The sequence below is a fragment of the Streptomyces ambofaciens ATCC 23877 genome (assembly GCF_001267885.1).
In the GTDB taxonomy this organism is placed as follows: domain Bacteria; phylum Actinomycetota; class Actinomycetes; order Streptomycetales; family Streptomycetaceae; genus Streptomyces; species Streptomyces ambofaciens.
Genome location: NZ_CP012382.1, coordinates 2,582,779 through 2,608,286, shown reverse-complemented (window position 1 = coordinate 2,608,286; position 25,508 = coordinate 2,582,779). Strand labels below are relative to the sequence as shown.

At 73.9% G+C, this 25,508-nt stretch carries 21 protein-coding genes; 10 read left to right on the top strand and 11 right to left on the bottom strand.

Features of this window, described 5'->3' with window-relative positions; all coding sequences use genetic code 11:
• Positions 1–193 precede the first annotated feature (193 nt).
• Genes SAM23877_RS11780 through SAM23877_RS11770 form a run of 3 tightly spaced genes read right to left on the bottom strand, consistent with a single transcriptional unit; the run spans position 194 to position 4,506 of the window.
• Complete coding sequence (locus SAM23877_RS11780) at positions 194–1,564, bottom strand: carboxyl transferase domain-containing protein (RefSeq protein ID WP_053130322.1); 1,371 nt, start codon at positions 1,562–1,564, stop codon at positions 194–196.
• Positions 1,557–3,020 carry an acyl-CoA synthetase gene (locus tag SAM23877_RS11775; protein WP_053130319.1) on the bottom strand — a complete coding sequence of 488 codons (1,464 nt, stop codon included), beginning with the start codon at positions 3,018–3,020 and terminating at the stop codon, positions 1,557–1,559. Before SAM23877_RS11775 ends, SAM23877_RS11780 begins: the two co-directional genes overlap by 8 nt.
• 58 nt (positions 3,021–3,078) lie before the next feature.
• On the bottom strand, positions 3,079–4,506 hold the full coding sequence (locus SAM23877_RS11770) for an SLC13 family permease (protein WP_053130316.1): 1,428 nt from the start codon (positions 4,504–4,506) through the stop codon (positions 3,079–3,081).
• 175 nt (positions 4,507–4,681) lie between these two features.
• Between SAM23877_RS11770 and SAM23877_RS11765 the strand changes: the two genes are divergently transcribed.
• Both SAM23877_RS11765 and SAM23877_RS11760 read left to right on the top strand, forming a co-directional pair.
• The gene (locus SAM23877_RS11765; protein WP_053130311.1) at positions 4,682–5,389 is read left to right on the top strand and encodes a FadR/GntR family transcriptional regulator; all 708 of its coding nucleotides are present in this window, start codon (positions 4,682–4,684) and stop codon (positions 5,387–5,389) included.
• A gap of 72 nt (positions 5,390–5,461) precedes the next feature.
• Entirely contained in the window at positions 5,462–6,331 is an 870-nt protein-coding gene (locus SAM23877_RS11760) for an ATP-grasp domain-containing protein (RefSeq protein ID WP_053130308.1), read from the top strand.
• Here SAM23877_RS11760 and SAM23877_RS11755 read toward each other — a convergent pair.
• Positions 6,328–6,930, bottom strand: coding sequence for a hypothetical protein (locus SAM23877_RS11755; RefSeq protein ID WP_053130305.1), 603 nt, complete (start codon positions 6,928–6,930; stop codon positions 6,328–6,330). The genes SAM23877_RS11760 and SAM23877_RS11755 overlap by 4 nt on opposite strands.
• Positions 6,931–7,060: 130 nt before the next feature.
• Between SAM23877_RS11755 and SAM23877_RS11750 the strand changes: the two genes are divergently transcribed.
• Together SAM23877_RS11750 and SAM23877_RS11745 are read left to right on the top strand one after the other, a co-directional pair.
• Positions 7,061–7,834 (top strand): IclR family transcriptional regulator, encoded by a 774-nt coding sequence (locus tag SAM23877_RS11750; protein ID WP_053130302.1) that lies wholly within the window; start codon positions 7,061–7,063, stop codon positions 7,832–7,834.
• A complete protein-coding gene (locus tag SAM23877_RS11745; protein WP_053130299.1) occupies positions 7,831–8,709 on the top strand; it encodes an SMP-30/gluconolactonase/LRE family protein in 879 nt (292 codons plus the stop codon). Before SAM23877_RS11750 ends, SAM23877_RS11745 begins: the two co-directional genes overlap by 4 nt.
• Positions 8,710–9,042: 333 nt before the next feature.
• Here SAM23877_RS11745 and SAM23877_RS11740 read toward each other — a convergent pair whose 3' ends face one another.
• Genes SAM23877_RS11740 through SAM23877_RS11725 form a run of 4 tightly spaced genes read right to left on the bottom strand, consistent with a single transcriptional unit; the run spans position 9,043 to position 13,375 of the window.
• Positions 9,043–10,446 carry an FAD-dependent oxidoreductase gene (locus SAM23877_RS11740; RefSeq protein WP_079030147.1) on the bottom strand — a complete coding sequence of 468 codons (1,404 nt, stop codon included), beginning with the start codon at positions 10,444–10,446 and terminating at the stop codon, positions 9,043–9,045.
• Positions 10,436–11,647, bottom strand: a complete 1,212-nt coding sequence (locus SAM23877_RS11735) for an MAB_1171c family putative transporter (RefSeq protein WP_053130293.1) — start codon at positions 11,645–11,647, stop codon at positions 10,436–10,438. The genes SAM23877_RS11740 and SAM23877_RS11735 overlap by 11 nt, the downstream gene beginning before the upstream one ends.
• A gap of 31 nt (positions 11,648–11,678) precedes the next feature.
• Positions 11,679–12,851: an MAB_1171c family putative transporter gene (locus SAM23877_RS11730; protein WP_053130290.1), complete on the bottom strand. Its 1,173-nt coding sequence runs from the start codon at positions 12,849–12,851 to the stop codon at positions 11,679–11,681.
• Positions 12,848–13,375, bottom strand: coding sequence for a hypothetical protein (locus SAM23877_RS11725; RefSeq protein WP_053130287.1), 528 nt, complete (start codon positions 13,373–13,375; stop codon positions 12,848–12,850). Before SAM23877_RS11725 ends, SAM23877_RS11730 begins: the two co-directional genes overlap by 4 nt.
• Before the next feature lie 489 nt (positions 13,376–13,864).
• On the opposite strand from SAM23877_RS11725, the gene SAM23877_RS11720 reads away from it, so the two are divergent.
• From SAM23877_RS11720 to arfA, 4 genes are read left to right on the top strand one after another with little or no spacing between them, the layout of a single operon-like run.
• Positions 13,865–15,223 carry an extracellular solute-binding protein gene (locus SAM23877_RS11720; protein ID WP_053130284.1) on the top strand — a complete coding sequence of 453 codons (1,359 nt, stop codon included), beginning with the start codon at positions 13,865–13,867 and terminating at the stop codon, positions 15,221–15,223.
• Positions 15,220–16,161, top strand: a complete 942-nt coding sequence (locus tag SAM23877_RS11715; RefSeq protein WP_053130281.1) for a carbohydrate ABC transporter permease — start codon at positions 15,220–15,222, stop codon at positions 16,159–16,161. Before SAM23877_RS11720 ends, SAM23877_RS11715 begins: the two co-directional genes overlap by 4 nt.
• Positions 16,158–17,018, top strand: a complete 861-nt coding sequence (locus SAM23877_RS11710) for a carbohydrate ABC transporter permease (protein WP_053130278.1) — start codon at positions 16,158–16,160, stop codon at positions 17,016–17,018. The genes SAM23877_RS11715 and SAM23877_RS11710 overlap by 4 nt, the downstream gene beginning before the upstream one ends.
• A gap of 30 nt (positions 17,019–17,048) precedes the next feature.
• Complete coding sequence (gene arfA, locus SAM23877_RS11705) at positions 17,049–18,554, top strand: arabinosylfuranosidase ArfA (protein ID WP_053130275.1); 1,506 nt, start codon at positions 17,049–17,051, stop codon at positions 18,552–18,554.
• A 59-nt stretch (positions 18,555–18,613) separates the two neighbouring features.
• Here the strand turns inward: arfA and SAM23877_RS11700 are convergent, their stop codons facing one another.
• The gene (locus tag SAM23877_RS11700; protein WP_053130272.1) at positions 18,614–21,370 is read right to left on the bottom strand and encodes a beta-galactosidase; all 2,757 of its coding nucleotides are present in this window, start codon (positions 21,368–21,370) and stop codon (positions 18,614–18,616) included.
• Between the two features lie 209 nt (positions 21,371–21,579).
• Between SAM23877_RS11700 and SAM23877_RS11695 the strand changes: the two genes are divergently transcribed.
• The gene (locus tag SAM23877_RS11695; RefSeq protein ID WP_053130269.1) at positions 21,580–22,233 is read left to right on the top strand and encodes a DUF4360 domain-containing protein; all 654 of its coding nucleotides are present in this window, start codon (positions 21,580–21,582) and stop codon (positions 22,231–22,233) included.
• A 29-nt stretch (positions 22,234–22,262) separates the two neighbouring features.
• Here the strand turns inward: SAM23877_RS11695 and SAM23877_RS11690 are convergent, their stop codons facing one another.
• Both SAM23877_RS11690 and SAM23877_RS11685 read right to left on the bottom strand, forming a co-directional pair.
• On the bottom strand, positions 22,263–22,565 hold the full coding sequence (locus SAM23877_RS11690) for a hypothetical protein (protein ID WP_053130266.1): 303 nt from the start codon (positions 22,563–22,565) through the stop codon (positions 22,263–22,265).
• Positions 22,566–22,701: 136 nt separating this feature from the next.
• A complete protein-coding gene (locus SAM23877_RS11685; protein ID WP_053130263.1) occupies positions 22,702–24,264 on the bottom strand; it encodes a substrate-binding domain-containing protein in 1,563 nt (520 codons plus the stop codon).
• 251 nt (positions 24,265–24,515) lie between these two features.
• Here SAM23877_RS11685 and SAM23877_RS11680 point away from each other — a divergent pair, with 251 nt between their 5' ends.
• Positions 24,516–25,481 (top strand): arabinan endo-1,5-alpha-L-arabinosidase, encoded by a 966-nt coding sequence (locus SAM23877_RS11680; RefSeq protein ID WP_053130260.1) that lies wholly within the window; start codon positions 24,516–24,518, stop codon positions 25,479–25,481.
• Positions 25,482–25,508: the final 27 nt, after the last annotated feature.

Below are 25,508 nucleotides of genomic sequence, written 5' to 3'. Positions count from 1 at the left end.
GCGGCGCCGTCGTGTCTCTCGGTCCGTCAGACCAGCCAGCCGACGAAGTGGACGAGGCCGGCGAGGATGTCGGTGAGAAGGTTCATGATCGTGCAGCTCCTTGCGCTGTGCAGGTGGGACCAACTGGGGACACCGTGCGACTACGGTCTGCAGCCCGTTGCTCGCACACCGTAAGTATCGTTGGTCCCCGCAGTCACATTCGCTCCTGCGGGCGACGATCACCTGTTCCAGGGAACAACTGATCGCCTGTTCGGATCACGCCCAGCTCCGCCAAGTCCTGTGGACGCAGGCGCAGTTGGTCCGCCGTCGCCTCCACCTCCTCGGGCGGCCGCTTGAGGATCGCCGCCGCCGACTCCGGCGCGATGACGGAGAAGTAGCTGTCCGGCGTCGCCCAGGTGCTGCCGGGCGCGGCCAGCGCCAGCGCCCCGCCCGAGCCGCCCTCGCCGATCACCAGCGTGGTGACCGGCGTGCTCACCGACGCCACCGCGGTGAACAGGTCGGCGATCGCCGCGCCCGCGCCCTGCCGTTCCGCCTGCGCGTCGTTCGCCGCGCCCGGGGTGTCCACCAGGGTCAGCACCGGGATGCCCAGCCGGTCCGCGAGGCGGATCAGCCGGGCGGCGGTGCGGTACCCGGCGGGCCGGGTCGCGGTCCCCGTCTGGGCGGCGTACGCGACGGTCCGCCCCGCGTGCTCCCCGAAGCCGCAGAGCATGCCCTCCGGATCGGTGCCGCCCGAGCGGTCGCCGGAGAGGGCGACGCGGTGGGTGAAGTAGGCGTCCAGGTACGCCCGGGCGCGCGGACGTTCGGGCGACCGGGCCCGCCGCACCGCGTCCCACCCCGTCGCGGGCAGGTCCCGCGCGCCGAGCGGCTCGGGCACGGGCGCCGGGCCGCCGGACGGCGCCGTCAGCAGCCGCAGCCACCGGCCCAGCGTGGCGCGCAGCTCACCGGGCGGTACGACGGCGTCCGCGCTGCCCGCCGCCACCTGCGCCTCGGCCGTGTAGGCCGCCGGGTCGGCGTCCGGCGGCCGGACCCGGGAGCCCGCGAAGCCGACCTGGGCGCCGGGCAGCGCGAGGACCACGTCGGCGCCCGCGCCCAGCGTCGCCCAGCCGCCCCCGGTGGCCGGGTCCCGCAACACGGCGATCTGCGGCAGCCCGGCCCCGCGGGTGAGCGCCGACTGCCGGGCGACCCGCTGGAGCTGGGTCAGCGCGAGCATCCCCTCCTGCATCCGGCTGCCGCCCGTGGCGACCAGCGGCACCACCGGAAGCCGGTGCTCCCGCGCGTAGGTGTACGCCGCCTCCAGCCGGTCACCGGTACGCCGGCCCAGCGAGCCGCCGAGGAAGCCGAACTCGAAGGCGAGGAGCACGGCCCGGGCGCCCTCGACGTGCCCGGTCCCGCAGACGACGGACTCCTCCTCGCCGGTGCGTCCGGCGGCGTGGGCGCGGGCGGCGTCGTAGCCGTGCCAGCCGAGCGGGCCGTCGGGCTCCGACGTGCCCGGGGGGTGGGGCAGTTCGGTGAAGTCGTCGGTGAGCAGGGCGAGGAACGCGCGCGCGGACAGGCGGTCAGTCATGGCTCAGCGCCCGCTTCATGATCTTCCCCATGTCGTTGCGGGGGAGGGTGTCCAGGAGGCGCAGGACGCGGGGCCGCTTGTGCGGGGCGAGCCGGCCGGCGACGTGGCCGGCCAGCGCGTCGAGGGTGGGCGGCGCGGCGGGGTCGGCGGGCACGATCCACGCCACGATCCGCTCGCCGAGGTCGGGGTCGGGCTCGCCGGTGACGGCGGCCTCCCGCACCCCCGGGTGTTCGAGCAGCGCGTTCTCGATCTCACCGGCCCCGATCTTGTACCCCCCGCTCTTGATCAGGTCGGTGGCCTTGCGGCCGACGATGCGGACATAGCCGTCCGGGTCGCGCACCGCCATGTCGCCGGTGCGGAAGAAGCCGTCCCCGGTGAAGGCGGCGGCGGTGGCGTCGGGGCGGTTGAGGTACTCGGTGAACAGGTTCGCGCCGCGCACCTGGATCTCGCCGACGCTCTCCCCGTCCGCTTCCGCGATCGGCGTGCCGTCGTCCTCCACCAGCCGCAGCTCCACGCCCGGCAGCGGTACGCCCACCGTCCCGGCGCGGGGCTCGCCGTCCGCCCGCACGCTCGTGTTCATCAGCGTCTCCGTCATGCCGTAGCGCTCGATCACCCGGCGGCCGGTCGCGGTGGCGATCCGCTCGTGGTCGTGCACCGGCAGCGCGGCCGACCCCGACACCAGCAGCCGGGCCCCGGCCAGCGCCTTCGTCAGCTCCGGGTCGCCGGGCAGGGCCTCGGCGATCCGGTGGTACATCGTCGGCACCCCGAACAGCATGGTCGCGCCGTCGTTCAGCTCCCGCGCCGCGCCCTCGGTGGAGAACCTGCCCAGGTGCCGCACGGCCCCGCCGCGCCGCAGCGGGCCGAGGACGCCGAGCACCAGCCCGTGCACGTGGAACAGCGGCAGCCCGTGCACCAGTACGTCGTCGCCGGTCCACTGCCACGCGTCGGCGAGCGCGTCCAGGGTCGTCGTCAGCGCGCGCCGGGGGATGACGGCGCCCTTGGGCGGCCCGGTGGTGCCGGAGGTGTAGACGACGAGCGCGGGGTCGTCGTCGCCGGCGTGGTCCTCGGGGACCGGCCCGGTGGCGTCCACGTCCACGTCGACGCGCTCCAGGGCGGCCAGGGCGGGCGGGAGCCGGCTGTCCGGGGCCGCCAGGACGAGCGACGGCTCGCTGTCCGACAGGATGTGCGCGAGTTCCTTGTCGCCCGACTTCGGGTTGAGCGGTACGGCGGGGACGCCCGCCAGCAGCGCGGCCACCACGGCGACCGCGGTCTCCATCGCCGGGGTCGCCCAGACGGCGACCCGCCCGGCGGCCCGGATCCGGGCGGCCGTGCCGCCCGCCGCGGCGGCCAGCTCCGCGTAGGTCAGGGAGCGCTCGCCGAAGCGCAGGGCGGGCCGGTCGGCCGTGGCCGGCGCGGCGGTCGCGGCCGGGAGGAGGGCCGGGAAGAGAGAGGACACGCGTCGTACTCCTTGGTCATTGCTCGCTGTTACCGGAATACCGGTTGTCTGACGGGACCTACCCGAAGCCGGGCACGACCAGCACCAGCCATGCCAGCGCGGGCACGACCGCCACCACGATCCCTCCGTACACCATCAACTGCCGGAAGAAGCGCTCTCGATCGACGTCGGGGGCCGCGGCCAGGACCAGTGCGCCGTTCGTCGAGAACGGACTGACGTCCACGACCGTCGCCGAGACCGCGAGCGCCGCCACCATGCCGACCGCCCCGATCTCGCCCTGCGCGAGGAACGGCACCGCCAGCGGGATCAGCGCCCCCATGATCCCCACCGAGGAGGCGAAGGCCGACACGAGCGCGCCGATGTAGCAGAGCAGCACCGCGGCCAGCAGCGGCACGCCGATGCCGCCGACGCCCTCACCGGCCCAGGTGATGGTGCCCATCTCCTCCAGCACGCCGACGTAGGTGAGGACACCGCAGATCAGCAGGACCGTGGACCAGGCGATCTCGCCGACCGCGCGGCGGCTGTCGTCCGGCCAGGCGGTGCTCAGCACGACGGCGAGGGAGACCGCGGTCAGGCCCGCGTCCAGGTCGAAACCGAGGACCGCCACGACGAGGGCGACCAGGGCGAGCAGGGTGGCGACCCGGGCGGGGGCGAGACGCGGGCCCGCGCCGTCGCCTTCGGGGGCCCGGTCGGGACGGACGGCCACCGCGCTCGGGGCGGTGCCGGCGGCCGTACCGGTGCCGGCGGAACGCGGCCCCGAGCCCGACGCCCCGGCCCCCGACGGCCCTGTTCCCGAGCCCGTCGTCCCTGAGCCCGTCGTGCCCTCGTCCGCCGCGCCGTCGCCCGCCGTGCCGCCGTCCTGCGGCGACACCGCCCCCCGCGCCCACAGCTTCCGTCCGCCGAAGAGCACGAAGAGCACCCCCGCGATGACGAGGTTGGCGATCAGCGAGGCCAGGAAGAGGGTGACCTCGCTGCCCGGCAGGCCCTCGCGCTCCACGATGCCGTTGACGATCGAGCCGTAGATGCTGATCGGTGAGAACCCGCCCGCCTGCGCGCCGTGCACCACCATCGTGCCCATGAGCAGCGGGCTGATCGCGTACCGGGTGGCGAAGCTCAGCGCGACCGGCGCGACGATGGCGACCGCCGCCGGGCTGACCGCGCCGATCGCCGTGAGCGCGCCGGTGAGAGCGAACATCACCCAGGGGATCAGCGCGACCCGGCCCCTCACCATCCGGACGGCCGCGTGCACCAGCCAGTCGGTGGTGCCGTTGGCCCGCGCGATGGCGAAGAGATAGGTGACGCCGACGAGGACGACGAACAGGTCGCCGGGGAAACCGGCGAAGATGCCGTCCGCGTCGAGGTCGGCGACGAGCGTGCCCACCCCGAAGGCGGCGGCGAAGGCGAGCGCGCCCATGTTGACGGAACGGGTGGTGGCGATGACGAAGACCACGACGAGGACGAGGATCGAGATGAGTTCGGGGGACATGCGGGGGCTCCCGAGGGCTGACCTGATTGGCTGAGTGGCTGAGCCACTTGAGTCGTGCGGTTGGTCGGTCAGCGTGGGCCCGCGCCGGGCGGCCGTCAAGGGGTCGCGCACGAATTGGCTCAGCCACTCGGCCACCCGCCGCCCGGTGTTACGCTCCCGGCGAGAGGGGGACCTCGTGACCGACGCCCTGCGCCCCATGACCAAGCAGCGCCTGTACGAACAGGTGCTGGAGCGGCTGCGCCAGTACGTCACCGACGGCGGGCTGCGGGCCGGCGACCGGCTGCCGCCCGAACGGGACCTCGCCCAGCGGCTCGGCGTCAGCCGGGCCTCGGTGAAGCAGGCGATCGTGGTCCTGGAGGTCCAGGGCCTGGTGGAGGCGCGGCACGGCGGCGGGACGTACCTGGTCCGGGACAGCCTCGACGTGGAGCCCGTCGAGGACATGGTGGAACGCCGGCAGCGGCTCCCGGACGTCCTGGAGGCCCGCGAGGCGCTGGAGACGAAACTCGCCGAACTGGCCGCCGAGCGCCGCACGGAGGACGACCTGGCGGCGATGCGCTCCGCCCTCGCGGTGATGGCCGAGGAGATCGAGCGGGGCGACCACGGCGTCGAGGGCGACCGGCTGTTCCACGCGGCGGTGACGACGGCGGCGCACAGCAGCCTGCTCGCGGAGTTCATGCGCTCCATCGCCCACCAGATCGCCGAGAGCCGCACCGAGTCCCTGCGCCAGCCCGGCCGGCCCGGCCGCTCCCTCGCCCAGCACCAGGACATCCTCGACGCCGTCGCGGCCCGGCAGCCCCGGCAGGCGGCCGGCGCGATGCGCCGCCACGTCCGTACGGTCGCCAAGGTCCGGCTGCTGGACTGGGACCCCGGCGAGGAGCGGTAGCCCGGCCCGGCGGCGGACGGGGTTGCTAGCCTGCGGAGCCGTCACCCGCGCCGTACGAAGAGGGAGTCCGCCGTGCCCCGGATAGCACTCGTCACCTGCCGCCCCGGCCCGCAGATCAGCGTCGACCGCGACCTGCCGGTGCTGGCGAAGGCGCTGGAGGCGGCGGGGGCCGAGGCGTCCGCCGAGATCTGGGACGACGAGGACGTCGACTGGGCGTCCTTCGACCTCGCCCTGATCCGCTCCACCTGGGACTACAGCTGGCGGGCGGGCGAGTTCACGGCGTGGGCGGAGGAGTGCGGCAAGCTGACGCGGCTCGCGAACCCGGCGGCGGTCGTGCGCTGGAACACCGACAAGCGCTACCTCGGCGACCTCGCGGCGGCCGGCGTGCCCGTCGTCCCCACCCGCTACGCCGCCCCGGGCGAGGTGCCCGACCTGCCCGACGCCCACGAGTACGTCGTCAAACCCACCTCGGGCGCCGGGGCCCGCTTCGCCGCCCGCTACACGCCCGACGAGCACGCCACGGCGCTGCGGCAGGTGGAGCGGATGCACGCCGAGGGGTTCACGGCGATGGTGCAGCCCTACATGAGCAGCATCGACACCGCCGGGGAGCGGGCGCTGCAGTTCTTCGGCGGGCGCCTGCTGCACGCCTCCCGCAAGGGCGCCGTGCTCACCCCCGGGACGCCGTACGACGAGCGGAAGGTCGCGCACCCCGGCCTGGAACCCTGGTCCCCGACCCCGGCCGAACGCGCCGTCGCCGAGCGTGCCCTGGCCGCCGTGCCGGACGCCCCCGAGCTCCTGTACGCCCGGGTCGACCTGGTGGACGGGGAGGACGGGCGGCCGAGGGTGATGGAGCTGGAGCTGGTCGAGCCGAACCTCTTCCTGTGGCTGCACGAGCGGTCGCTGCCGCGTGTCGTCGAGGCGGTGCTGGCAGCGGCCCGCTAACGGTCCCCGACGGCCGTCCGCTGGAGCAGCCCCCAGGTGAACTCCGCGACGACCTCGTGCCGTCGGCCGCTCGCGTCCGGTGCGGCGAAGGCGAGCCCCCAGCGTGTGGGGGCCGAGCCCTGGAGGGGGCGGGCGGGGGCGAAGGCGCGGGCCGCCTCGTCGACCGTGCAGGACCAGGGCGTGAGGTCGTCCAGCGTGCGCAGCTCCGGTCCCTCGGTGCCGGGGGCCCGCACCAGCCACTCGTTCCAGACGACGCCTCCGTCGGCGACGAGCACCTCGAAGCGCAGCCTGGGCCAGAGGGGGAGCGGCCACTGCCGGGCCTCGCACTCCAGGTCGCCGATCCGGCGCGGCGCCGCCGACTCGGGTGCGCCGAGGACGGAGCGGTACCGGGAGGCGGCCGAACGGGCGCGCGGGGAGCGGAGCATCGCCTGCCAGCGTCTGTTCGCCTCCCGCATGTCCGCGAGCGAGGCGCCCAGCTCGCGGCGGGCGTCCTCCACCAGCCCGGGGTTGTGGTCGGCCATGCGGCGCAGCAGCACCAGCTGGAAGTCGAGCGGGGTGAAGGGGGCGGCGGGCTGCTTACCGGTGGGCATGGGGACCATCGTCGTCCATCGGCCGGGCGGGCAGCGGGGGGACGCCTGCCCATTGCCCCGGGAAACGCGATGTGAGTAGCCTGTGTTCGCTATTCCGATCGCCTGTTGAAATTTCGAACACTAAGGGAGGGGGCCGGACATGGGACGCCTCGTACCAGCCGTGACCCGGGCTCTCGACATACTGGAGCTCTTCCTCGACGGGGACGGCACGCTCTCCGCCCCCGACATCGTGCGCCGGCTCCAGCTGCCGCGCACCACCGTGCACGAACTGGTCACCACGCTCTCCGCCCGCAAGTACATCGTCCCCGTGGCCGGGCAGCCCGGACGGTACCGGCTCGGCGTGCGGCCGTACCAGCTCGGCGCGCGCTACGCCGAGCACCTCGACCTCGCCGCCGAGGGCCAGCAGGTCGCCCGGAGCGTCGCCGAGACCTGCGACGAGACGGTGCACGTGGCGATCCTGGAGGACACGGACGTCATCTACATCGCGAAGGTGGACTCCACGCACGCGGTGCGCATGGTGTCGGCGGCCGGGCGCAGGCTGCCCGCGCACTGCACGTCCGTCGGCAAGATGCTGCTGGCCTCCCTCCCCGAGCCGGAGCTCGCGGCCCGCTTCCCCGACGGCGCCGCGCTGACCGCCATGACCCCGAACAGCATCACCGACCCGGCCGCCCTGCGCGAGGCGTTGACCGGTATCCGTGAGCGGGGCGTCGCGGTGGAGAGCCGCGAGTCCAACCCGGACGTCTCCTGCGTGGCCGCCCCGGTCCGCGACCGCAGCGGCCGGGTCGTCGCCGCGCTGTCGATCTCCGTGCCCATGATCCGCTGGAGCGAGCAGCGCCTCGGCGAACTGGAGCAGCTCGCCGTCAAGGGCGCGGCCGACCTGTCCGAGCGACTCGGGCACCGGAGCGCGGCATGACCGGACGCGGCAGGGCCACGACCGGCACGGCGTACGAGGTGGCCGTCCGGGCGGAGGCGGCCCTCGGTGAGGGCCCCACCTGGGACCCGGCGACGGGCCGCCTGCTGTGGATCGACATCCTCGCCTCCCGTGTCCACACCTACGACCCGGCCACCGGCCGGCGCACGCTCCGCCGCACCGACCAGCACGTCGGCGCCGCCAAGCCGCGCGCGGGCGGCGGACTCGTCCTCAACCTGCGCGACGGGATCGCCCTGCTCGACCCCGACGAAACCTTCCGCTGGCTGCACCGGGAGGTCGTGCCCGGCCGCCGCGGCAACGACGCCGCCGTCGCCCCCGACGGCACCCTGTGGGCCGGCACCATGCGGTACGACGAGGCACCCGGCGGGGGCACACTCTCCCGGGTCGCCGGGGACGGCACGGTGACGCCGGTGCTGGACGACGTCACGGTGAGCAACGGCACCGGCTGGAGCCCCGACGGCCGGCTCATGTACTACGCCGACACCCCGACCCGCCGCATCGACGTCTTCGACGTCGCGTCCTCGGACGGCCGGGTCTCGGGGCGCCGTCCGCTGGCCGTGATCGAGGACGGCGCCGGTTTCCCCGACGGCCTGTGCGTGGACGCCGAGGGCTGCGTCTGGGTCGCGCTGTGGGACGGGGGCGCGGTGCGCCGCTACACCCCCTCCGGCGACCTGGACCGGGTGATCCCGCTGCCGGTCCCCCGGGTCACCGCCTGCGCCTTCGGCGGCCCCGGCCTGACCGACCTGTACCTCACCACGGCCCGGGTCGGACTGACGGCCCCGCATCCGCTGGCGGGCTCGGTGCTGGTGGTGCCGGACGCGGGACGGGGGGTGGCCCAGCCACCGTTCGCGGGCTGAGCCTCGGACGGCGGGGACGGGGAGCCGGACGGGACGGGGAGCCGGACGGGGACGAGGGAGCCCGACGGGACGAGGGGAGCCGGACGGCGACGGGGGAGCCCGACGGGACGGGGGGAGCCGGACGGCGACGGGGCCGACGGGGCGCGCTCGGCAGGCCGACAGGCCGGTCGGCCGGTCGCTGCGACCGGCCCGCGGTCGGTGAGCGGCCGGCGCCCGTGACCCGTCGCCGGTCCATGGGCGCTCGCTCGGCGGGCGACCTCGCCGGGTCCGTTCCCGGCCGGGCCCGCACGGGTGTCCCGGCCGGGCCCGCACGGGTGCCGGCCGACCGCCCGCTCACACCCCCGTGCGGTCCAGCCCCCGCAGCACCTCGCGCTCGCCGGGGGTCAGCGGTGGCTCCGTCGGCGGCGGGAGCGGGGGGCCGGCGAGGGCCGCCAGGACCGCGCCGGGGTGGAACATGCGGGTCGGCGGCGTGCGCATGCTGGTGACGTCCCAGAGCGCCGAGGCCGCCGCGTAGGAGCCCGTCGCCGCCTTCGTCATGCGCCGGGTGTACGCCGTCACGACGCGGTCGGCGACGCCCGGCCGTCCGCCGCGCACCCCCGGGTAGCGGACGTCCTGGCTGACGGCCATGGACCACGCCGCGTCCACCGAGCGCGCCGCGCCCCGCAGCACCCGCCGGGCGAGACCGGGCGCGCAGGGACCGCCGGCCCGCTCCAGCTCCCGGCCGAGGACCCGCGCTCCGAACGCGGCCACCGTCATGCCCTGTCCGTACGCCGGATTGAAGGTGGCCAGTGCGTCCCCGAGGACCACGAAACCCTCCGGCCAGCGCGGCGACTTCTCCAGGTACCGCCGCACGTTGCTGGTCGACCGGCTCAGGTGCACGTCGGTGAGCGGCTGGGCGCCGGAGATCAGCCGGCCCACGATCGGATCCGGCAGATCGAGCGTGTACCGCAGGAAACCCTCCGGGTCCGCCGGCGGCTCACCGCCGCGCGAGCCGCCGCAGCTCACCAGCCAGCGGCCCCCCTCGACCGGCATCACCATGGCGCTGCGGGCGGGCCGGGACGCGTAGGGGTCGGCCTGCACGACCGTCAGCGGGAACCGTTCCGCGCCCGCCGGAATCCGGTAGACGCGCGAGGCGTTGACCAGGCCCGAGTCCACGGTCCGCTCCCGGACGCCGGACAGTCCGAGCCCGTCCAGCCAGCCGACGACGCGCGTACCGCGTCCGCTCGCGTCGACGACCAGGTCGGCGTCGAGGTCCGTGTCCCCGCCGGGCGCGGCGATCCGCACCCCCCGCACCCGCTCCGCGTCGCCGGCCAGCCCGATCACCGGGGTTCTGCGGATCTCGACGGGGCAGTGCTCGAGCACCGCGGCCCGCACCGTCCAGTCCAGCAGCGCCCGCGTGCAGGTGAGCATGACGGGCCCCTCGCGCCGCCATCTGCGCAGCCAGCCCTCGGAGGTGCGGGCCAGCATGCCCGAGCTGAGGGACACCTCGTGGGCGCCGGCGGCGACCAGCCGCTCGCGCAGGCCGAGGCCCGGCAGGAGCTCCTCCATGGCCGCCAGCCCCCCGGCCATGAGCAGATGCGCGTGCCGCCCCTGCGGCAGCCCGCGGCGGTGCTCCGGTCCGTCCGGCAGCTCGTCACGGTCCAGCACGACCACCTCGTCGACGCCCGCGGTGGACAGCACGGCCGCGGACAGCATCCCGGCCAGACCGGCACCGACGACGACAGCTCTATGCGACATGGGGCTCCTCGGGTTCGGCCATGGATCCGGTCATGGAGGTCCGCGCCGCTTCGTCGGGCGCGAGGGCAGCGGCGGGTGGGCGCACCAGCGCCTGTGCCAGCTCCACCAGCCCGCTCGGGCCGGAGACCTCGGTGGCGTGCAGCCGGTACGAACCGGCGGTCGCGGGCGGTTCCTCACGGGCACGGGCCCGCCGCGCGGCGTCCAGGAGCATGGCCGCCTCCGCCGTCAGCCGGGCCTGGTGGGGGGAGCGGCCGGCGCGCAGGGCGGTGTCCCGCACCCGTTCCCGGACCCGGTGGTCGAAGTACGGCGCCAGCGCGAGCAGGGCGTCGTGGATGGACACCTCGCGCCACTGGAGCCGGGCCCGGGGGAGCTGCCACCAGGCGGTCGGCGGTTTGGGGGCGGTGGACACCGGCTCGACCAGGGACCACAGCGGCTCCAGCCGCCGGTAGTCGTCCAGCCCCCGCCAGTGGGCGACCACGGGCGGCAGCAGCCGCGGCAGCACGAACCCCGCCGAACACAGCAGGGCGGCCAGCGAGGCCATCGGCGGGGCCACCGTGGTGGACAGGAAGTCGAGGTCGTGACCCGTCCAACGCGCCACGACCGCCGTGTACTTCGTCAGCTGGAACCCCAGCACGTCCAGCAGCGCCCCCAGCAGGATCAGCCGCAGCCCGGCGCGCAGCAGCCCGCCCACCTCCCGGCCCCACTTGAGGCAGACGGCGCACATCACCAGCATCGCCGCGCTGTGGCCGAGCAGGTACAGCAGGATCATCTCCCGCATGAACGGGGTGCCGGCGTAGTACGTGTCGAGGTCGGTCAGCCGCTCGGTGCGCGCGTCGGCGAGCGTGAACAGCACGACGATGGCGGCCACCAGCAGCCCGTAGGCGGCCATGCTGCGCAGCACCATCCGCCGTACCAGCGCGCGGGGACCGCCCCGCCAGTTGATCAGCAGCACGAGCACGGCGCAGCTGTACGCGGAGAGCATGCCGTAGGTCAGCGGGGCACCGAAGTTGGGGACGCCGGTGAGGTCGTTGACGGTGGCGAGGGTGGCGGGGGCCGCGCAGACGAAGACCAGCGCGCCGAGGACGACCGCCGCGCAGGTGGACAGGGTCAGCGGGTTCCGCATGGCCGTACGCGGCCGGCGGAACAGCAGGACGGAGGTCATCCCGAAGACCAGGGCCGCCAGATACACGACGAGACTCACGCCGGCCCACTCCTCTCGCCGGGGGCCCGGTTCACGCGGTCCCCGCCGTGGTCGTCCCGCTCGGCACCGCGGGGACCGCGGGCACCGGCGCGGCAGCCGCCAGCGCGTCGGCGATCCGGTCGAGGGCGGCCGGGCCGGGCGGCCGGGCCGTGCCGCGGACCACCGGGTCCCGCCCCGCCGGGTCGGCCTCGTGCCGTACCGCGTCGCCGATCACCGCCGCCCAGGCGGCGGCCTCGGCCCGCTCCGGGTCGTCCGTCGCCGCCAGCGCCCCGGCGTGGACCCGGTCGTACAGGTCCCCGTCGACGTACGCGTCCAGGTGGCCGAGCGCGTTGTGGATGCTGGTCCGGCGCCACATCAGCAGGGTGGCGGGGGAGGCGAACCGGGGCCGGGGCAACCGCAGGGCCCGGCGGGTGAGCACGTCGTCCAGCGCCCGCTCCAGGGGTTCGAGCCGGGCGTACGCCCGCCGCGCCCGCCGCCACTCGGTCACCCGGGGCGCGAGCAGCGGGACCAGGACCCCGACGACCGTCATCAGGGCGCCGAGGCCGGCCGCGGCCGGGGAGACGGTGGTGCCGAGCGCCGACCAGTCATGCCCGGACCAGCGGGCGCCCACCGCGACGAGCTTGACCACGCTGTAGCCGGCGCCGCACAGCGAGCCGATGCCGAGCAGGGTCAGGCCGGCCCGCAGCCCGCCCCGCACCCGGCGCGCCCAGCGCAGCGCGGACACCGCGGTGACGCCCGTCGCGGTGAGGTGCGCGACCAGGTACAGGACGATCATCTGGGCGATGAACGGCGTCCTCGCGTAGTAGGTGTCCAGATCGGTGCGGCGCTCCTCGGGTGCGTCGCCGAGCGCGAAGGTCCCCGCGATGCCGAGGACCACGAGGGCGTAGGCGAGGGTCCAGCGGCGGGCGGTGCGCCGCACCCGGGGTCCGCCGCGCCAGTGGACGACGAGGATCTGGGAGGCGGCGCAGTACCCGGTGATCGCCGCGTAGGTGAGGGGAGCCGCCAGGTTCGGCACCCCGCTCAGCCGGTTGACGGCGCCGACCGTCGGTGGCGCCCCGAGCAGGAAGCAGAGGCCGGCCAGCCCCAGCACCGCGCACAGGGCGCGCAGATAGGGGTCGTGGCGGTGCCGCAGCAGGTCGGGGGCCTTCACCAGCAGTCCGAGCCACAGCGCCCCGCAGCTCACGTAGTTGATCAGGGCGTTCACCGCGTGGTCCCGCGGTAGTTGAGCGCGGCGCCGATGCGTCCGGCGAGGTCCTGGGGGGCGTCGGGATCGCCGCCCTCCGCGGCGAAGACCGAGTCGGTGGAGGCCTCCAGCCAGGTGCGCAGCCGACCGCCCATCAGCATGCCGAAGCGGTCCGCCTCCTGCTCCTCGGCGAGCGAGAAGTCGGTGCGCGCGGCGATCGGCCGGGGCTGCCCGTCGGCGCTCCCGTCCGGGTCGGACCGGCGGCGGCTCATGTGCCACACCTCGTGGCAGAGAATCACGATCTGGTGCCACACGGCGGCGCGTTCGTCCACCACCACGTCGTCGTGGTTCTCCCGCTCCAGCCACAGGCCGCTCGCGGTGTGCGGCGGGAACGCCGCCCGGTGGACGACCACGTCGCGTCCCCGCCACGCGCTGACGGAGGCGACGAGAGCCTCGAACAGGACCTCGGGATCCGCCGGTACCGGCACTCGGATGGGGTCGATGAGGGCGTCAGCGAGACGACGCATCTCCTTCCTGGTACGCACCGCTGTCTCCCTGTTCCCCTGGGTGTGGCTCGGTCACCAGTGCAATATGCCAAGACGGCCGCCGTCCGGGCCAGTTCCGCGTGCGGGGCGGTCACCCGGTGACCGCCGCGGTCTCCCCGGGTGCCACGGCGGGGGCGGAGCACGCGGCGCACGCCGGGCCGGGGCGGGGCGGGCCGGGGCGGGGCGGGCGGGGAGGCCCCGGCGTCGAGGCCGGTCCCTCGTCCGCGTCCGCGAAGCCCATGGTCTCCCCCGCTCTCACTCGCCGCCGTACTCAGGGCCGTTCGAGCCTACGCGGGTGGATGTGTCCGCGTCATGCGATGCGTCGAGTGAGCGCGGCGCGTGCGGGTCCCGGCCCGAGTTCTTGCCCGAGTCCTGCCCGAACCATTGACGCGAAAGCGCTTCCCACCTACGGTCCCGTTCGAAGTTACGAGCGATATTCGATATCTCGAACAACCGTGAGCGGATATCCATGAGCAGATAGGGCAGGGCATGGGACGACCTGGCCTCGACCGCAGGCAACTGCTCGCCGCGCTGGGCGGGCTGACGGTCGCCGGGAGCTTCGGCTTCGCGGCGCTCGGTACCGGAGCCGACGCGCTCGCCTCCGGAGCGGACACCCGGGTGCGCTACTGGAACCTCTTCAGCGGCGGCGACGGCTACAACATGATCGCGATGCTGGACGCCTTCCGGAAGGACAACCCCGGCATCGACGTGAAGGACTCCACCCTCCAGTGGGGCAGCCCCTTCTACACCAAACTCGCCATGGCGGCCGCCGGCAACCGCGCGCCGGACCTCGGTGTCATGCACCTGGGCCGCGTCACCGGCTTCTCGCCGGGCCGCCTCCTGGACCCCTGGGACGTGGACCTCCTCGCCAAGTACGGCGTGCGCGAACAGGACTTCAACCCCGCGCTGTGGAAGCGCGCCGTCATCGACGGCAAGCTCTACGCCCTCCCCCTCGACATCCACGTCCAGCTCTGCTTCTACCGCAGGGACGTGCTGAAGAAGGCCGGCCTGCTCGACGCGGACGGCCGGATGGTCCCGGTGACGTCGGCCGACGAGTGGTTCGACGTGCTGAAGGAGGCCAAGGGGGCCACCGGGAAGGGATTGCAGACCATCGGGCTGTGGGTCAACGACCAGAACTTCCAGTGGTGGTTCTTCGTCGCCTTCTACACCCAGCTCGGCGGCACCTGGTTCAGCGCCGACAACACCGAGGTCACCTTCGACACCGACAAGGCCACCCAGGTCCTGGAGTTCCTGCGCCGGCACGTCACCGAGGGGTACGCCGACCCCGGTTTCGCGGGCGGCGCGGGCGCCGAGCAGTTCGTCAACGGCGGCCCCTTCGTCTGGGAGGGCAACTGGTCCGTGCCGGTCTTCGACAGCGCGAAGCTCGACTACGGGGCCACCCCGCTGCCGCCCGTCTTCGGCAGGCAGGCCACCCACGCCGAGTCGCACGCCTTCGTCCTGCCCCACCAGGCGGACCGGGGCGGCGCCGCCGACGAGGGCGCCCACCGCCTCGCCGCCTACGTCGTCCAGCACGCGCGGCAGTGGGCGGCCGGCGGCCACATCCCCGCCTACACACCCACCCTGTCCACGGCCGCGTACCGGGAGCTGAAGCCGCAGAGCGAGTACGTCTCGGCCATGGACCACCAGGCCACCGAGCCCAAGGTGTGGTTCGCCGGGTCCACCGGCATCCTCGCCCAGCGCGTCGGCCCGATCGTCGTCTCCTCCACGCTGGGCTCCGCGAAGCCCGACGTGGTGGCCCGCCGGATGAAGAGCACGCTCACCCAGCTCCTCGCCTCGAAGAACCCGATGGACGGCAGGACCGCCGCCGAGGGAGGTGCCGTCGCATGACGACCGCCAGTGCCGAGACCGTCGTCCGCCCGGCCCGCGCCCGGACCGCCGCCGCGACCGCCACCGTCCGTCGGGGGCAGGGCTTCCAGCACGGCGGCTGGTTCGTCGCCCCCTTCCTCCTGCTGTTCGCCCTCTTCGTGATCTGGCCGCTGCTGCGCGGCCTGTGGCTCAGCTTCACCGACGCCAACATCTCCGGCGACGCCGCGCACTTCGTCGGCCTGGACAACTACCGCGAGGCCCTGGACGACCCGCTGATGTGGGAGGCCCTCGGGCACAGCGCCTGGTTCACGCTGCTGGTGGTGCCCTGCATCACCGTGCTCGCCCTCCTGCTGGCGATGCTGGCCCACCACATCGAACGCGGCAAGTGGCTCTGGCGGCTCTGCTTCTTCCTGCCGTTCCTGCTGCCGTCCACCGTCGCCGCCAACCTCTGGCAGTGGCTCTTCAACCCCGGCACCGGCATGGTCAACCACGTCCTCGGACTCGAGACGGCGTGGCTGACCGACAAGTCGTACGCCATGCTCGCCGTCGTCGTCTGCACCCTGTGGTGGACGGTCGGCTTCAGCTTCCTGCTCTACCTCGCCGCGCTCCAGGGCATCCCCGCCCACCTCTACGAGGCCGCCAAGCTCGACGGCGCGGGCGCCTGGCACCGCATGCTCCACATCACGCTGCCGATGCTGCGCAGCATCACCGGCCTGGTCGTGGCCCTCCAGATCCTCGCCTCCCTCCAGGTCTTCGACCAGGCCGTCGTCATGCAGGACTTCGGGCCGGGCCCGGAGGAGTCGACGCGCACCTTCGTGCAGTACACCCTCGAACAGGGCTTCACCAGCTACCGCGTGGGCTACGCCTCCGCGATCTCCATCATCTTCTTCGTGCTCATCGCGGCCGTCGCCCTCGCGCGGATGTGGCTGCTGCGCAACCGTGAGGAGGGCGGCCGATGACCACCGCCGCACAGGTACGCAAGGACCCGCGCCGCCCCTGGACGCCGAGCCAGATCGTCCTCACCCTGCTCGCCACGGCCGTCTCCGCGGTCTTCCTCGCCCCGCTGCTGTGGGCGCTGTTCACCTCGCTGAAGTCGGAGACCGAGGCCGTCGAGGTGCCGACGCACTGGCTGCCCGAGGACTGGACGGGCCAGGCCTGGAAGGCCCTCTTCGAGACCGGCAACATCACCAACTGGTTCGTGAACTCCCTCGTCGTGTCGGTGTGCGTGACGACGATCGTGCTGGTCGTGAGCGCGCTGGCCGGATACGGCTTCGCCCGCACCGAGTTCCGCGGCAAGGCCCTCCTGATGGGCGTGGTCATGGCGGGCCTCATGGTCTCCCCGGCCGTGCTCGGCGTCCCGCTGTTCACCACCGTCCAGCAGATGGGGATGGTCGACACCTACTGGGGCATGATCCTGCCGCAGTGCGCGCCCGCCGCGATGGTCCTCATCCTCTACAAGTTCTTCCAGGGCGTCCCGCGCGAACTGGAGGAGGCCGCCTTCATCGACGGCGCGGGCCGCTGGCGCGTCTTCTTCACGATCATCGTGCCGCTCTCGCGCCCCTCCCTCGCGGCGGTCGGCATCTTCACCTTCATCAGTTCCTGGAACAACTTCCTGTGGCCCTACATGGTCACCAACAACCCCGACCTGATGACCATGCCCAACGGCATCGCGACCGTCATGAACTCCTACGGCATCCAGTGGGCCCAGCTCATGGCCGGCGGCCTCATGGCGGGCCTGCCGCTGATCGTCGTCTTCGTCTTCTTCCAGCGCCAGATCGTGGCGGGCGTCGCCCACACGGGCCTGGCCGGCCAGTAGCGCCCCCGAAGAGTCCCCCGAAAGGAAAAGATGCGAACCGCCCGCTTCACCCTCGACCCCGCCTTCACCGTCGGCGAAGTCAACCCCCGTCTCTTCGGCTCCTTCGTGGAACACCTCGGCCGCTGCGTGTACACCGGCGTCTTCGAGCCGGGACACCCCACGGCCGACGACGCGGGCCTGCGCCAGGACGTGCTGGAACTCGTCCGCGAACTCGGCGTCACCGCCATCCGCTACCCCGGCGGCAACTTCGTCTCCGGCTACAAGTGGGAGGACTCCGTCGGCCCGGTGGAGGACCGCCCCCGCCGCCTCGACCTGGCCTGGCGCTCCACCGAGACCAACCGCTTCGGACTCTCCGAGTACATCGCCTTCCTGAAGAAGATCGGCCCGCAGGCCGAGCCGATGATGGCGGTCAACCTCGGCACCCGGGGCGTCGCCGAGGCCCTGGAACTCCAGGAGTACGCCAACCACCCGTCCGGCACCGCCCTGTCCGACCTGCGCGCCGAGCACGGCGACAAGGACCCCTTCGGCATCCGCCTGTGGTGCCTCGGCAACGAGATGGACGGCCCCTGGCAGACCGGCCACAAGACCGCCGAGGAGTACGGCCGGATCGCCGCCGAGACCGCCCGCGCCATGCGCCAGATCGACCCCGGCGTCGAACTCGTCGCCTGCGGCTCCTCCGGCCAGTCCATGGAGACCTTCGCCGAGTGGGAGGCGACGGTCCTGAAGGAGACCTACGACCTGGTCGACCACATCTCCCTGCACGCCTACTACGAGCCCCTCGACGGCGACGTGGACTCCTTCCTCGCCTCCGCCGTGGACATGGAGTCGTTCATCGAGAACGTCGTCGCCACCTGCGACCACGTCGGCGCCCGCCTCAAGTCCAAGAAGAAGATCAACCTCTCCTTCGACGAGTGGAACGTCTGGTACATGGCCAAGACCCAGGCGGAGGTGAGCGCCCTGGACTGGCCCGAGGCGCCCCGCCTGCTGGAGGACAACTACAGCGTCATGGACGCGGTCGTCTTCGGCTCACTGCTCATAGCGCTGCTGCGGCACGCCGACCGCGTCACCGTCGCCTGCCTCGCCCAGCTCGTCAACGTCATCGCCCCGATCATGACCGAGCCGGGCGGTCCCGCCTGGCGCCAGACGACCTTCTTCCCCTTCGCCCAGGCCTCCCGGTACGGCCGCGGCGAGGTCCTCGACGTGCGGGTGGACTCGCCGACGTACGAGACGAGGAAGTACGGCGAGGCCGACCTGCTGCACGCCACCGCCGTGCGCGCCGAGGACGGCACGGTCACCGTCTTCGCCGTCAACCGCTCCCGCACCGAGGCCCTGCCGCTGGACGTCGCCCTGAACGGCCTCGACCTGGCCGAGGTCGTCGAGCACAGCGCCCTCGCGGACGCCGACCCCGACGCCCGCAACACGCTCGCCGAGCCCGAGCGGGTCGCCCCGCACCCGGTCGACGGCACGGCCCTGACGGACGGCAGGCTCACGGCCTCCCTGGAGCCGCTGTCCTGGAACGTGATCCGGCTGCGCTGACCCCGCGGGGGCGGCGCGGGCCGGAGGGGCGGCGCGGGCCGGGGACGGCGCGGGCCGGGTCAGCGCCGGCCGGGGGAGGCGACCGGTTCCACCGGCACCCCTCCGGCCGCGCTGCCCAGCAGCTCCAGCCGCACCCTCCCCGGCCCCGGGGCCGTGTCGCCGTCCGACAGGACCGCGAGGGCCAGGGTGTTGGCGGCGGCTCGGGTGCGCAGGATGCCGTTCGGCAGGACGAAGGTCCCCGGCGAGTCCGTCAGGTCGCCCGCGTACTCGCCCATGTTCCAGCCGTTCAGGAAGACCTGGGCGCGGTTGCCGCGGCCCCCGCCTGCGTCCAGGACGAGGCCGACCGAGGCGTCGACCTCCGGCGGGACGTCCAGCCGGAAGGTGGTCCGGTACCAGGTCACGCCCTGGCGCCGGTCCTCGCGGGCGCCCTCCCCGGTGAGGGGGACGGCCTCCCAGCGGCCGTCGTCGTACCCGGGAAGGTGCCAGCCGTGCCGCTCCCCGTACAGCCCGCCCCCGTTGAGCGGGCCGCGCACGGGATCGGGTGCGGCCGCGCCCCGGATCCGCCACCCCGCCTGCGGCGACGCCCCTTCGAAGGCGGCCGACACCAGACCCCGGGCCGCCCGGCGGGCGTCCTGGCCGTGCCGGGTGCGCCGGACCAGGACGGACAGGACGCAGGAGGCACCGGCGTCGGGCCGTAGCCGCCGGGCCTCACGCAGTGCGGCCGGCAGCCGGAAGCGGGCCGTGGCCGCCCACGTGCCCGTACCGTCCCCCTCGCCGCCCACGCGGTGCGTGCCCAGCGGCTCCCCGTCCAGCCACGCCATCAGCAGGCCCCGCGCGCCCGTGCTGAAGGCGAGGGACACCGACTCCAGACCCGCGGCCCCGGTGAGCCGGCCGCGGTACCAGACGTCGCCGTAGTGGAAGCCGTAGTCGTCGGCGAAGAGCACCGGCCGCCGGCCCGGCACGGGGGTCGTGCTGCGCGAGGTCCGCAGGTCGGCGGCCCTCCAACCGGAGTCGTCGTAGTCCGGCGCGGACTCGGGGTTCTCCGTGCGGCGCCGCCAGCCGTCGAGCGCGGGCAGCACCAGTTCGGGCACGCCGGGCAGCTGCCAGGTGGCCAGCAGGCTGTGGGCGCGGCTGACCGAGGTGCTCACCCGCTCGCCGTTCCAGGTCACGTCGGTGATGCCGCGGGGCGCCCACACCTCCAGACCGCACTCCTCGACGGTGTCACCGGTCAGCCGGATCGTGGCACCGTCCAGGACGGCGTCGCGCAGCAGCGCCGGGCCGTGCACGAGGACGCGGCCCGACGGGGTCTCGTAGGGCCACAGCCGCAGCGAGGCGGCGTCGTCGGCGAAGAGCAGCAGGGTGGTGCGGTCGGACTCCCCGCTGCGGATGCGGACCCGGGTCAGCCCGTTCTCGCCGAGCGGCACCGTGACGTGCAGTCTGCCGTGGTCGTACGCCCAGGCCGCCTCCTCGTCGAGCCGGGTCGGCCACGGCTCGTGCGGGCAGTCCAGCACCAGGTGGGCCATCTCCCCGGCCCGGCCCACGAAGGCGGCGATGTCCAGCCGTCCGACGCTCAGGGACAGCATGGGGGTCACGGTGGCGTACGCCAGCGTCCGGCCCGAGCCCACGGGGAGCCCGGTGGCGTACAGCCGGGCGTCGCGGGCGGGGACGGTGACCTCCACGTCGGTCCCGCCCATCGGCAGCGTCGACGTCACGTCGTGGGCGGAGTCGTTGCGCAGGACGTACGCGTGGGTGCCGGTGTCCGGGTTGGTCAGGTGCCGCACCTGGACGCGGGCGTCCGCGGCCCTGACCTCGGGGGCCTCTTCGAGCCGGGTGAAGTCGGGGACGTGGCGCAGCAGGTGCCCGAGCTGGTGGAGCGGGGCGAGCCGGTCCGTGGGCCGGCGCGCCCCGTCGATCGCCGCGGTGGGGTCGTAGGCGGGCGCCGGCGCCGAGGAGGCCCCCAGCCAGCCCCAGGAGGTCCCGCCGAACGCGGTGCGCACGCTGTGCAGCGTGACCCCCCGCGCGAGGTGCGCCAGGTGGTCCCGCCGCACCTCGGCGGCGTCGCGGCTCCGGTCCGCCTCCCCCCAGGGCACCGGGGCGCCGGCGTGCAGGACGGGCACCTCGATGCCGTCGGCGCGCAGCCGGTCGTGCAGGCGGGTCAGGCGGGCGCGCTCGGGGGCGTCGACACGGTAGAGCAGGACGGTGCCGGTGCCGCGGGTGTACTGGTGCCGGGCGGCGACGGCGTTGACGCGGCTCAGCCACTCGTCGGCGTGGCGCGCGTACGCGGCGTCGGCGGGGCCGGCCCCGCCCTCGGCGGCCGTCAGCCAGCCGGGGAGGCCGCCCGCGTCCACGTCCGCGCCGATGTGCGGTCCGGGGTGGAGGACGACGTACATACGCGTCTCGGCGGCCGTGCGCAGGAACAGGTCCAGGTCGCGGACGCCGGTGAAGTCGTACGCGCCGGGGGCGCCGGAGTGCTGGTTCCAGGCGAGGCGGACACCGACCGCGTTGTAGCCGTACGCCCGCATCTTCTGCAGGACGTCCCGCCACAGGGACGGGCTCGGCAGCCGGAAGGGGTGCAGCTCGCCGGACCACAGGGCCAGGCGTCTGCCGTCGACCAGCAGGCTGTGGCGGTCCAGGGCGACCCGGTGGCGCACCCCGTCGGCGCCGGGCGGGCCGGGCGGAGGTCCGGTGGGCGCCGGGCCGGAGGCGCCGGAGGCGGGCAGCGCCCGGCCGCTCACGCTGCCGCCGAGCGAGAGACCGAGGACGGTGGTGCCCGCGAGGGCGCTGAACGCTCGTCTGCTGAGCCTGCTGAGCTCCAAGGGAGCCTCTCCTGTTGCCGTACTTCCTGCTGCGCTGCCGGGCCATTCTCCACAAGGACCCGGCGATGCGGTAAATGGCCGGAGTTCGAGCTGTTCGCGTCCCGTGGGGGTGCATACGATGCGACCGCTTCGTGAATGTCATGTGCACAACATGTGTAGATGGCGGACGCATTCACCATCCACCCCCCACCGACCCGAAGGGGAGACCCATGGCCACCGGCCTGCTCCTGAGCGGCACGATCGCCGCGCTCCTCACCTCCGCGCTGCCCGCGCAAGCCCAGCCCGCCGACGGGTTCGAGGACCCGCCGCCGGACAAGATCGTCATCAAGGTCGCCACCGTGAACGGCTCCGGCTGTCCCCAGGGCACGGCGGCGGTCGCCGTCTCCAAGGACAACACCGCGTTCACCGTCACCTACAGCGACTACCTGGCCCAGGCCGGCGGCGACTCCGCCCCCACGGCCTTCCGCAAGAACTGCCAGCTCAACCTGCTCGTCCACGTGCCGCAGGGCTTCACCTACGCCGTCGCCAGCGCGGACTACCGCGGCTTCGCCGCCCTCCAGGCCGGCGCCAAGGGCACCCAGCGGGCCTCGTACTACTTCCAGGGCTCCCCGAACACGGAGTACCGCAGCCACCCCTTCAGCGGTCCCTACGACGACAACTGGCAGGCCACCGACACCACCGACTGGGCCCAGCTGGTGTGGGCGCCGTGCGGGGTCCAGCGCAACTTCAACATCAACACGGAGCTGCGGGTGAGCACGGGGACGTCCGACCCCGGCGCGGTGAGCTTCATGACGATGGACTCGACCGACGGCGACATCAGCACCGTCTACCACCTGGCGTGGAAGGAGTGCCCCGAGTCCTGACCGGTGAGCGGCGGGGGCGCGGGCCGGCGTCAGCGGGAGGCCGGCCCGCGCGCCTCGATCTCGTCCGCGCACTCCTCGGGCGCCGACATCACCGTGAGGCGCTGGACGGCTCCGTCGCCCTCCGCCCGCTCGCGAGCGGCTTCGGCGCGCGCCTGTTCGACGAGGTCGGCGACCTCCTCGCAGTTGACGGCGTGGGTCTGCGTCGGCGCCGGCTCCTCGGCGGGGGACCCCGTCCCGTCCGCGTACGGCTCCGCGTCGAGGGCGGAGGTGGCGGCGGCGCCGGCCAGGCACAACCCCGCCCACGCGACGACGACCCGCCGTCCCATCGTCATCCGAGTGCCTTTCCCCCGGCGCCGGTTCGGGCGGCCGGCGCGTGCGAACGGGCCAAGCGTAGACGGTGGCGAGCGGGGTGCGGACCTCGTCCGGTGCCGGCCGCGGAAGGGCCGCCGGCCCGGCCGCCGGGGCGCGTCACGGGCCACTCGGCCGGCACACCAGCGGCTTGTCCAGTTCGGCGCAGGGGCGGTGGCCCTTGGAGCGGATGACGTCCTTGCCGACCTCGGCGGCGAGGTAGCGCAGGAAGCCCGCGGCGATCGAGTCGGCCGGCGGCTCGCCGTAGGTGTAGGCGATCTCGGTCTCCCAGAAGGGATACGCGCCCTGGTCGGCGCCCTCCAGCGTCGCGGGATAGCCGTCGATGCGGACCAGCCGCACGCCCTCGTGGCCGGTGGCGGAGCCGACCTCGCTGTGGCCGAGGGCGCCGGGCGTCGAGGCGACGGTGTCCAGCAGGGACGGCGTGCCGCCGACCTCGCAGCGCCCGGGGCGGCCGGCGTCCAGGCTCCGGCAGTCGTTCGTGGTCACCGCGGGCAGGGGCCGGCCGCCCAGGACCCGCGCTTCGAGGGCGGCGCGGGTGCCGGAGCCCGGGTGGCGGCTGACCAGCCGGATCGGCAGGTCGCGGCCCTTCACCTGCTTCCAGTTGGTGATCTCGCCGGCGTAGATGTCCCGCACCTGCCGCAGGGACAGGTCCCGCACCCCGGCGTCCTCGCTCACGACCAGGGTGAACAGTGACAGGGCGACGGGTCTCGGGAGCAGTTCGGGGCGGCCGTCGGACTTGGGCCCGTCGCTGAAGGCGAGCCGGTCGCCCAGCCCTCCGGATCCGCCGGGCCCGGCCTTCTCGCCGGCCGCGGCAAGGGTGTCGAGGCCCGGGACGCTGCCCCGGAACGAGTCGTCGGACAGCGGTATCCGGGCATCCGGACAGGTCTCGGTGTACCGCGCGGCGGCCAGCTCCAGCACCGGCCTGAAGGCGGTGGAGCCCGACAGGTGCAGCGTCCCCTCGGCGCAGTCCAGCGGCGCGGCGACCGGGTCCTCGCCGCGGGCGAAGGTGGCGGCGGACTGGGCGACGCTGACCAGCACGAGCGCGGCGAGCAGCCAGCGGACCGGCCGGGACGCGAAGGGGTAGTACTCGGTCCTCTTGACGGTCCCGCCGCGCACCCCGCCGACGACGCCCGCGGAGACCTCCGGGTCGGGGAACTCGGGCTCGGTGAAGCCCTCCTCGCGGTCCAGGACCGCCAGCACCTTGTAGTGCGCCCTGCGGTTGAGTATCACCTTCGGCAGTCTGACGACGCCGTCCGTGGCGGCGAACCCGGGCCGGTCCGGGGTGAAGAAGCTGCGCGGCACGTTGCGGCTGCGCTCGGTCACGGCCATGCCGACCACCCGTCGGCCCGGGAAGGCGATGCTCACGCCCACCGGGTCGGTGGCCGGCGCCACGTAGTCGCCCTCGACGATCGGGGACCAGCCCACGTTCTCGATGCGCAGCAGCACGACCGACGGATCGGCCAGCGTCCTGCCGTCCCACTGCATCCGCTGGAACACCCGGGTCTCCGGTCCGGAGGTGGACGAGTCCCGGACGGTGGTGTCCATCTGGACGCGGTAGCCCAGCCGTTTGCGGCCCGCCAGGAAGAACTCCCACAGGGCGGCGGTCACGGGCACGGCGAGGCCGAGCACGGCGATCACCGACTCCCACGGAACACCGTTCATGGCCGACTCCCGGGGCAGGACGGACGTACAGGGACGGGGAGGCCATGGTGACCGGAGAGGGGGGCGGCCGACGGGTGTGCTGCTGACCATCCGTCAGGAGTTCACCGGTGCGTCACCTGGAAAGCGCGCTGTTCTCCGGGCGTTGGTTGCCGGCGCTGCGCGAACCATTGACGCGCAAGGGGTTCGATTCTACGGTCCCGTCCGAAAAGGCGATCGATGTTCGAGATGCCGGACACGAAGGAGCGTCCCCCATGCGCAAGAGAACCGCACTCCTCGCCCTCCCCGCCGCCGCCCTGCTCGCGCTCGTCCCCACCACGGCGTCGGCCTACCCCGGCCCCGGCCGGGTCACCGGCTCCGTCGTCACGCACGACCCGACGATGATCCGCACCTCGTCCGGGCAGTACCAGCTCTACGCCACCGGCGGCGGGATCAGCAGCAAGACGTCCTCCGACCGCACCGCCTTCGCCGCCGGCGCGGACGCCTTCGGCTCCCGGCCGAGCTGGTGGTCCCGTTACTCCAGCGTGCCGGAGGCCTGGGCGCCCGACATCTCGTTCCACGGCGGCAGGTACCTGATGTACTACTCCGTCTCGAAGTTCGGCTCCAACACCTCCGCCATCGGCCTCGCGACCTCCACCACCGGCCGGCCGGGAGGCTGGAGCGACCACGGCATCGTCTACACGTCGACCTCGTCCAGCGACTACAACGCCATCGACCCCAACCTCTTCGTCGACGACGACGGCACGTGGTGGCTGTCCTTCGGCAGCTGGTGGACCGGGCTGAAGATGATCCGGCTCGACCCGTCCACCGGCAAGCAGCTCTCCTCCCACACCACCCGCTACTCGATCGCCTCCCGGCCGTCGGGGACCAAGGCCGTCGAGGCCCCGTACATCGTCAAGCGGAACGGGTACTACTACCTCTTCGCCTCGTACGACACCTGCTGTGCGGGCACCAGCTCCACGTACAAGATCAAGGTGGGCCGGGCCACCAGCGTCACCGGGCCGTACCGCGACAAGAACGGCGTCTCCCTGATGAACAACGGCGGGACGCCGGTCCTGGAGTCGCACGGCAGCGTCATCGGCCCCGGCGGCCAGTCGATCATGAACGACGTCGACGGCGACCTGATCGTCTACCACTACTACGACGGCAACGACAACGGCACGTCCAAGCTCGGCATCAACCTCCTGAACTGGAGCAGCGGCTGGCCCGTCGCCTACTGACCCGGCCGACAGCGGCGGCTGGACCCG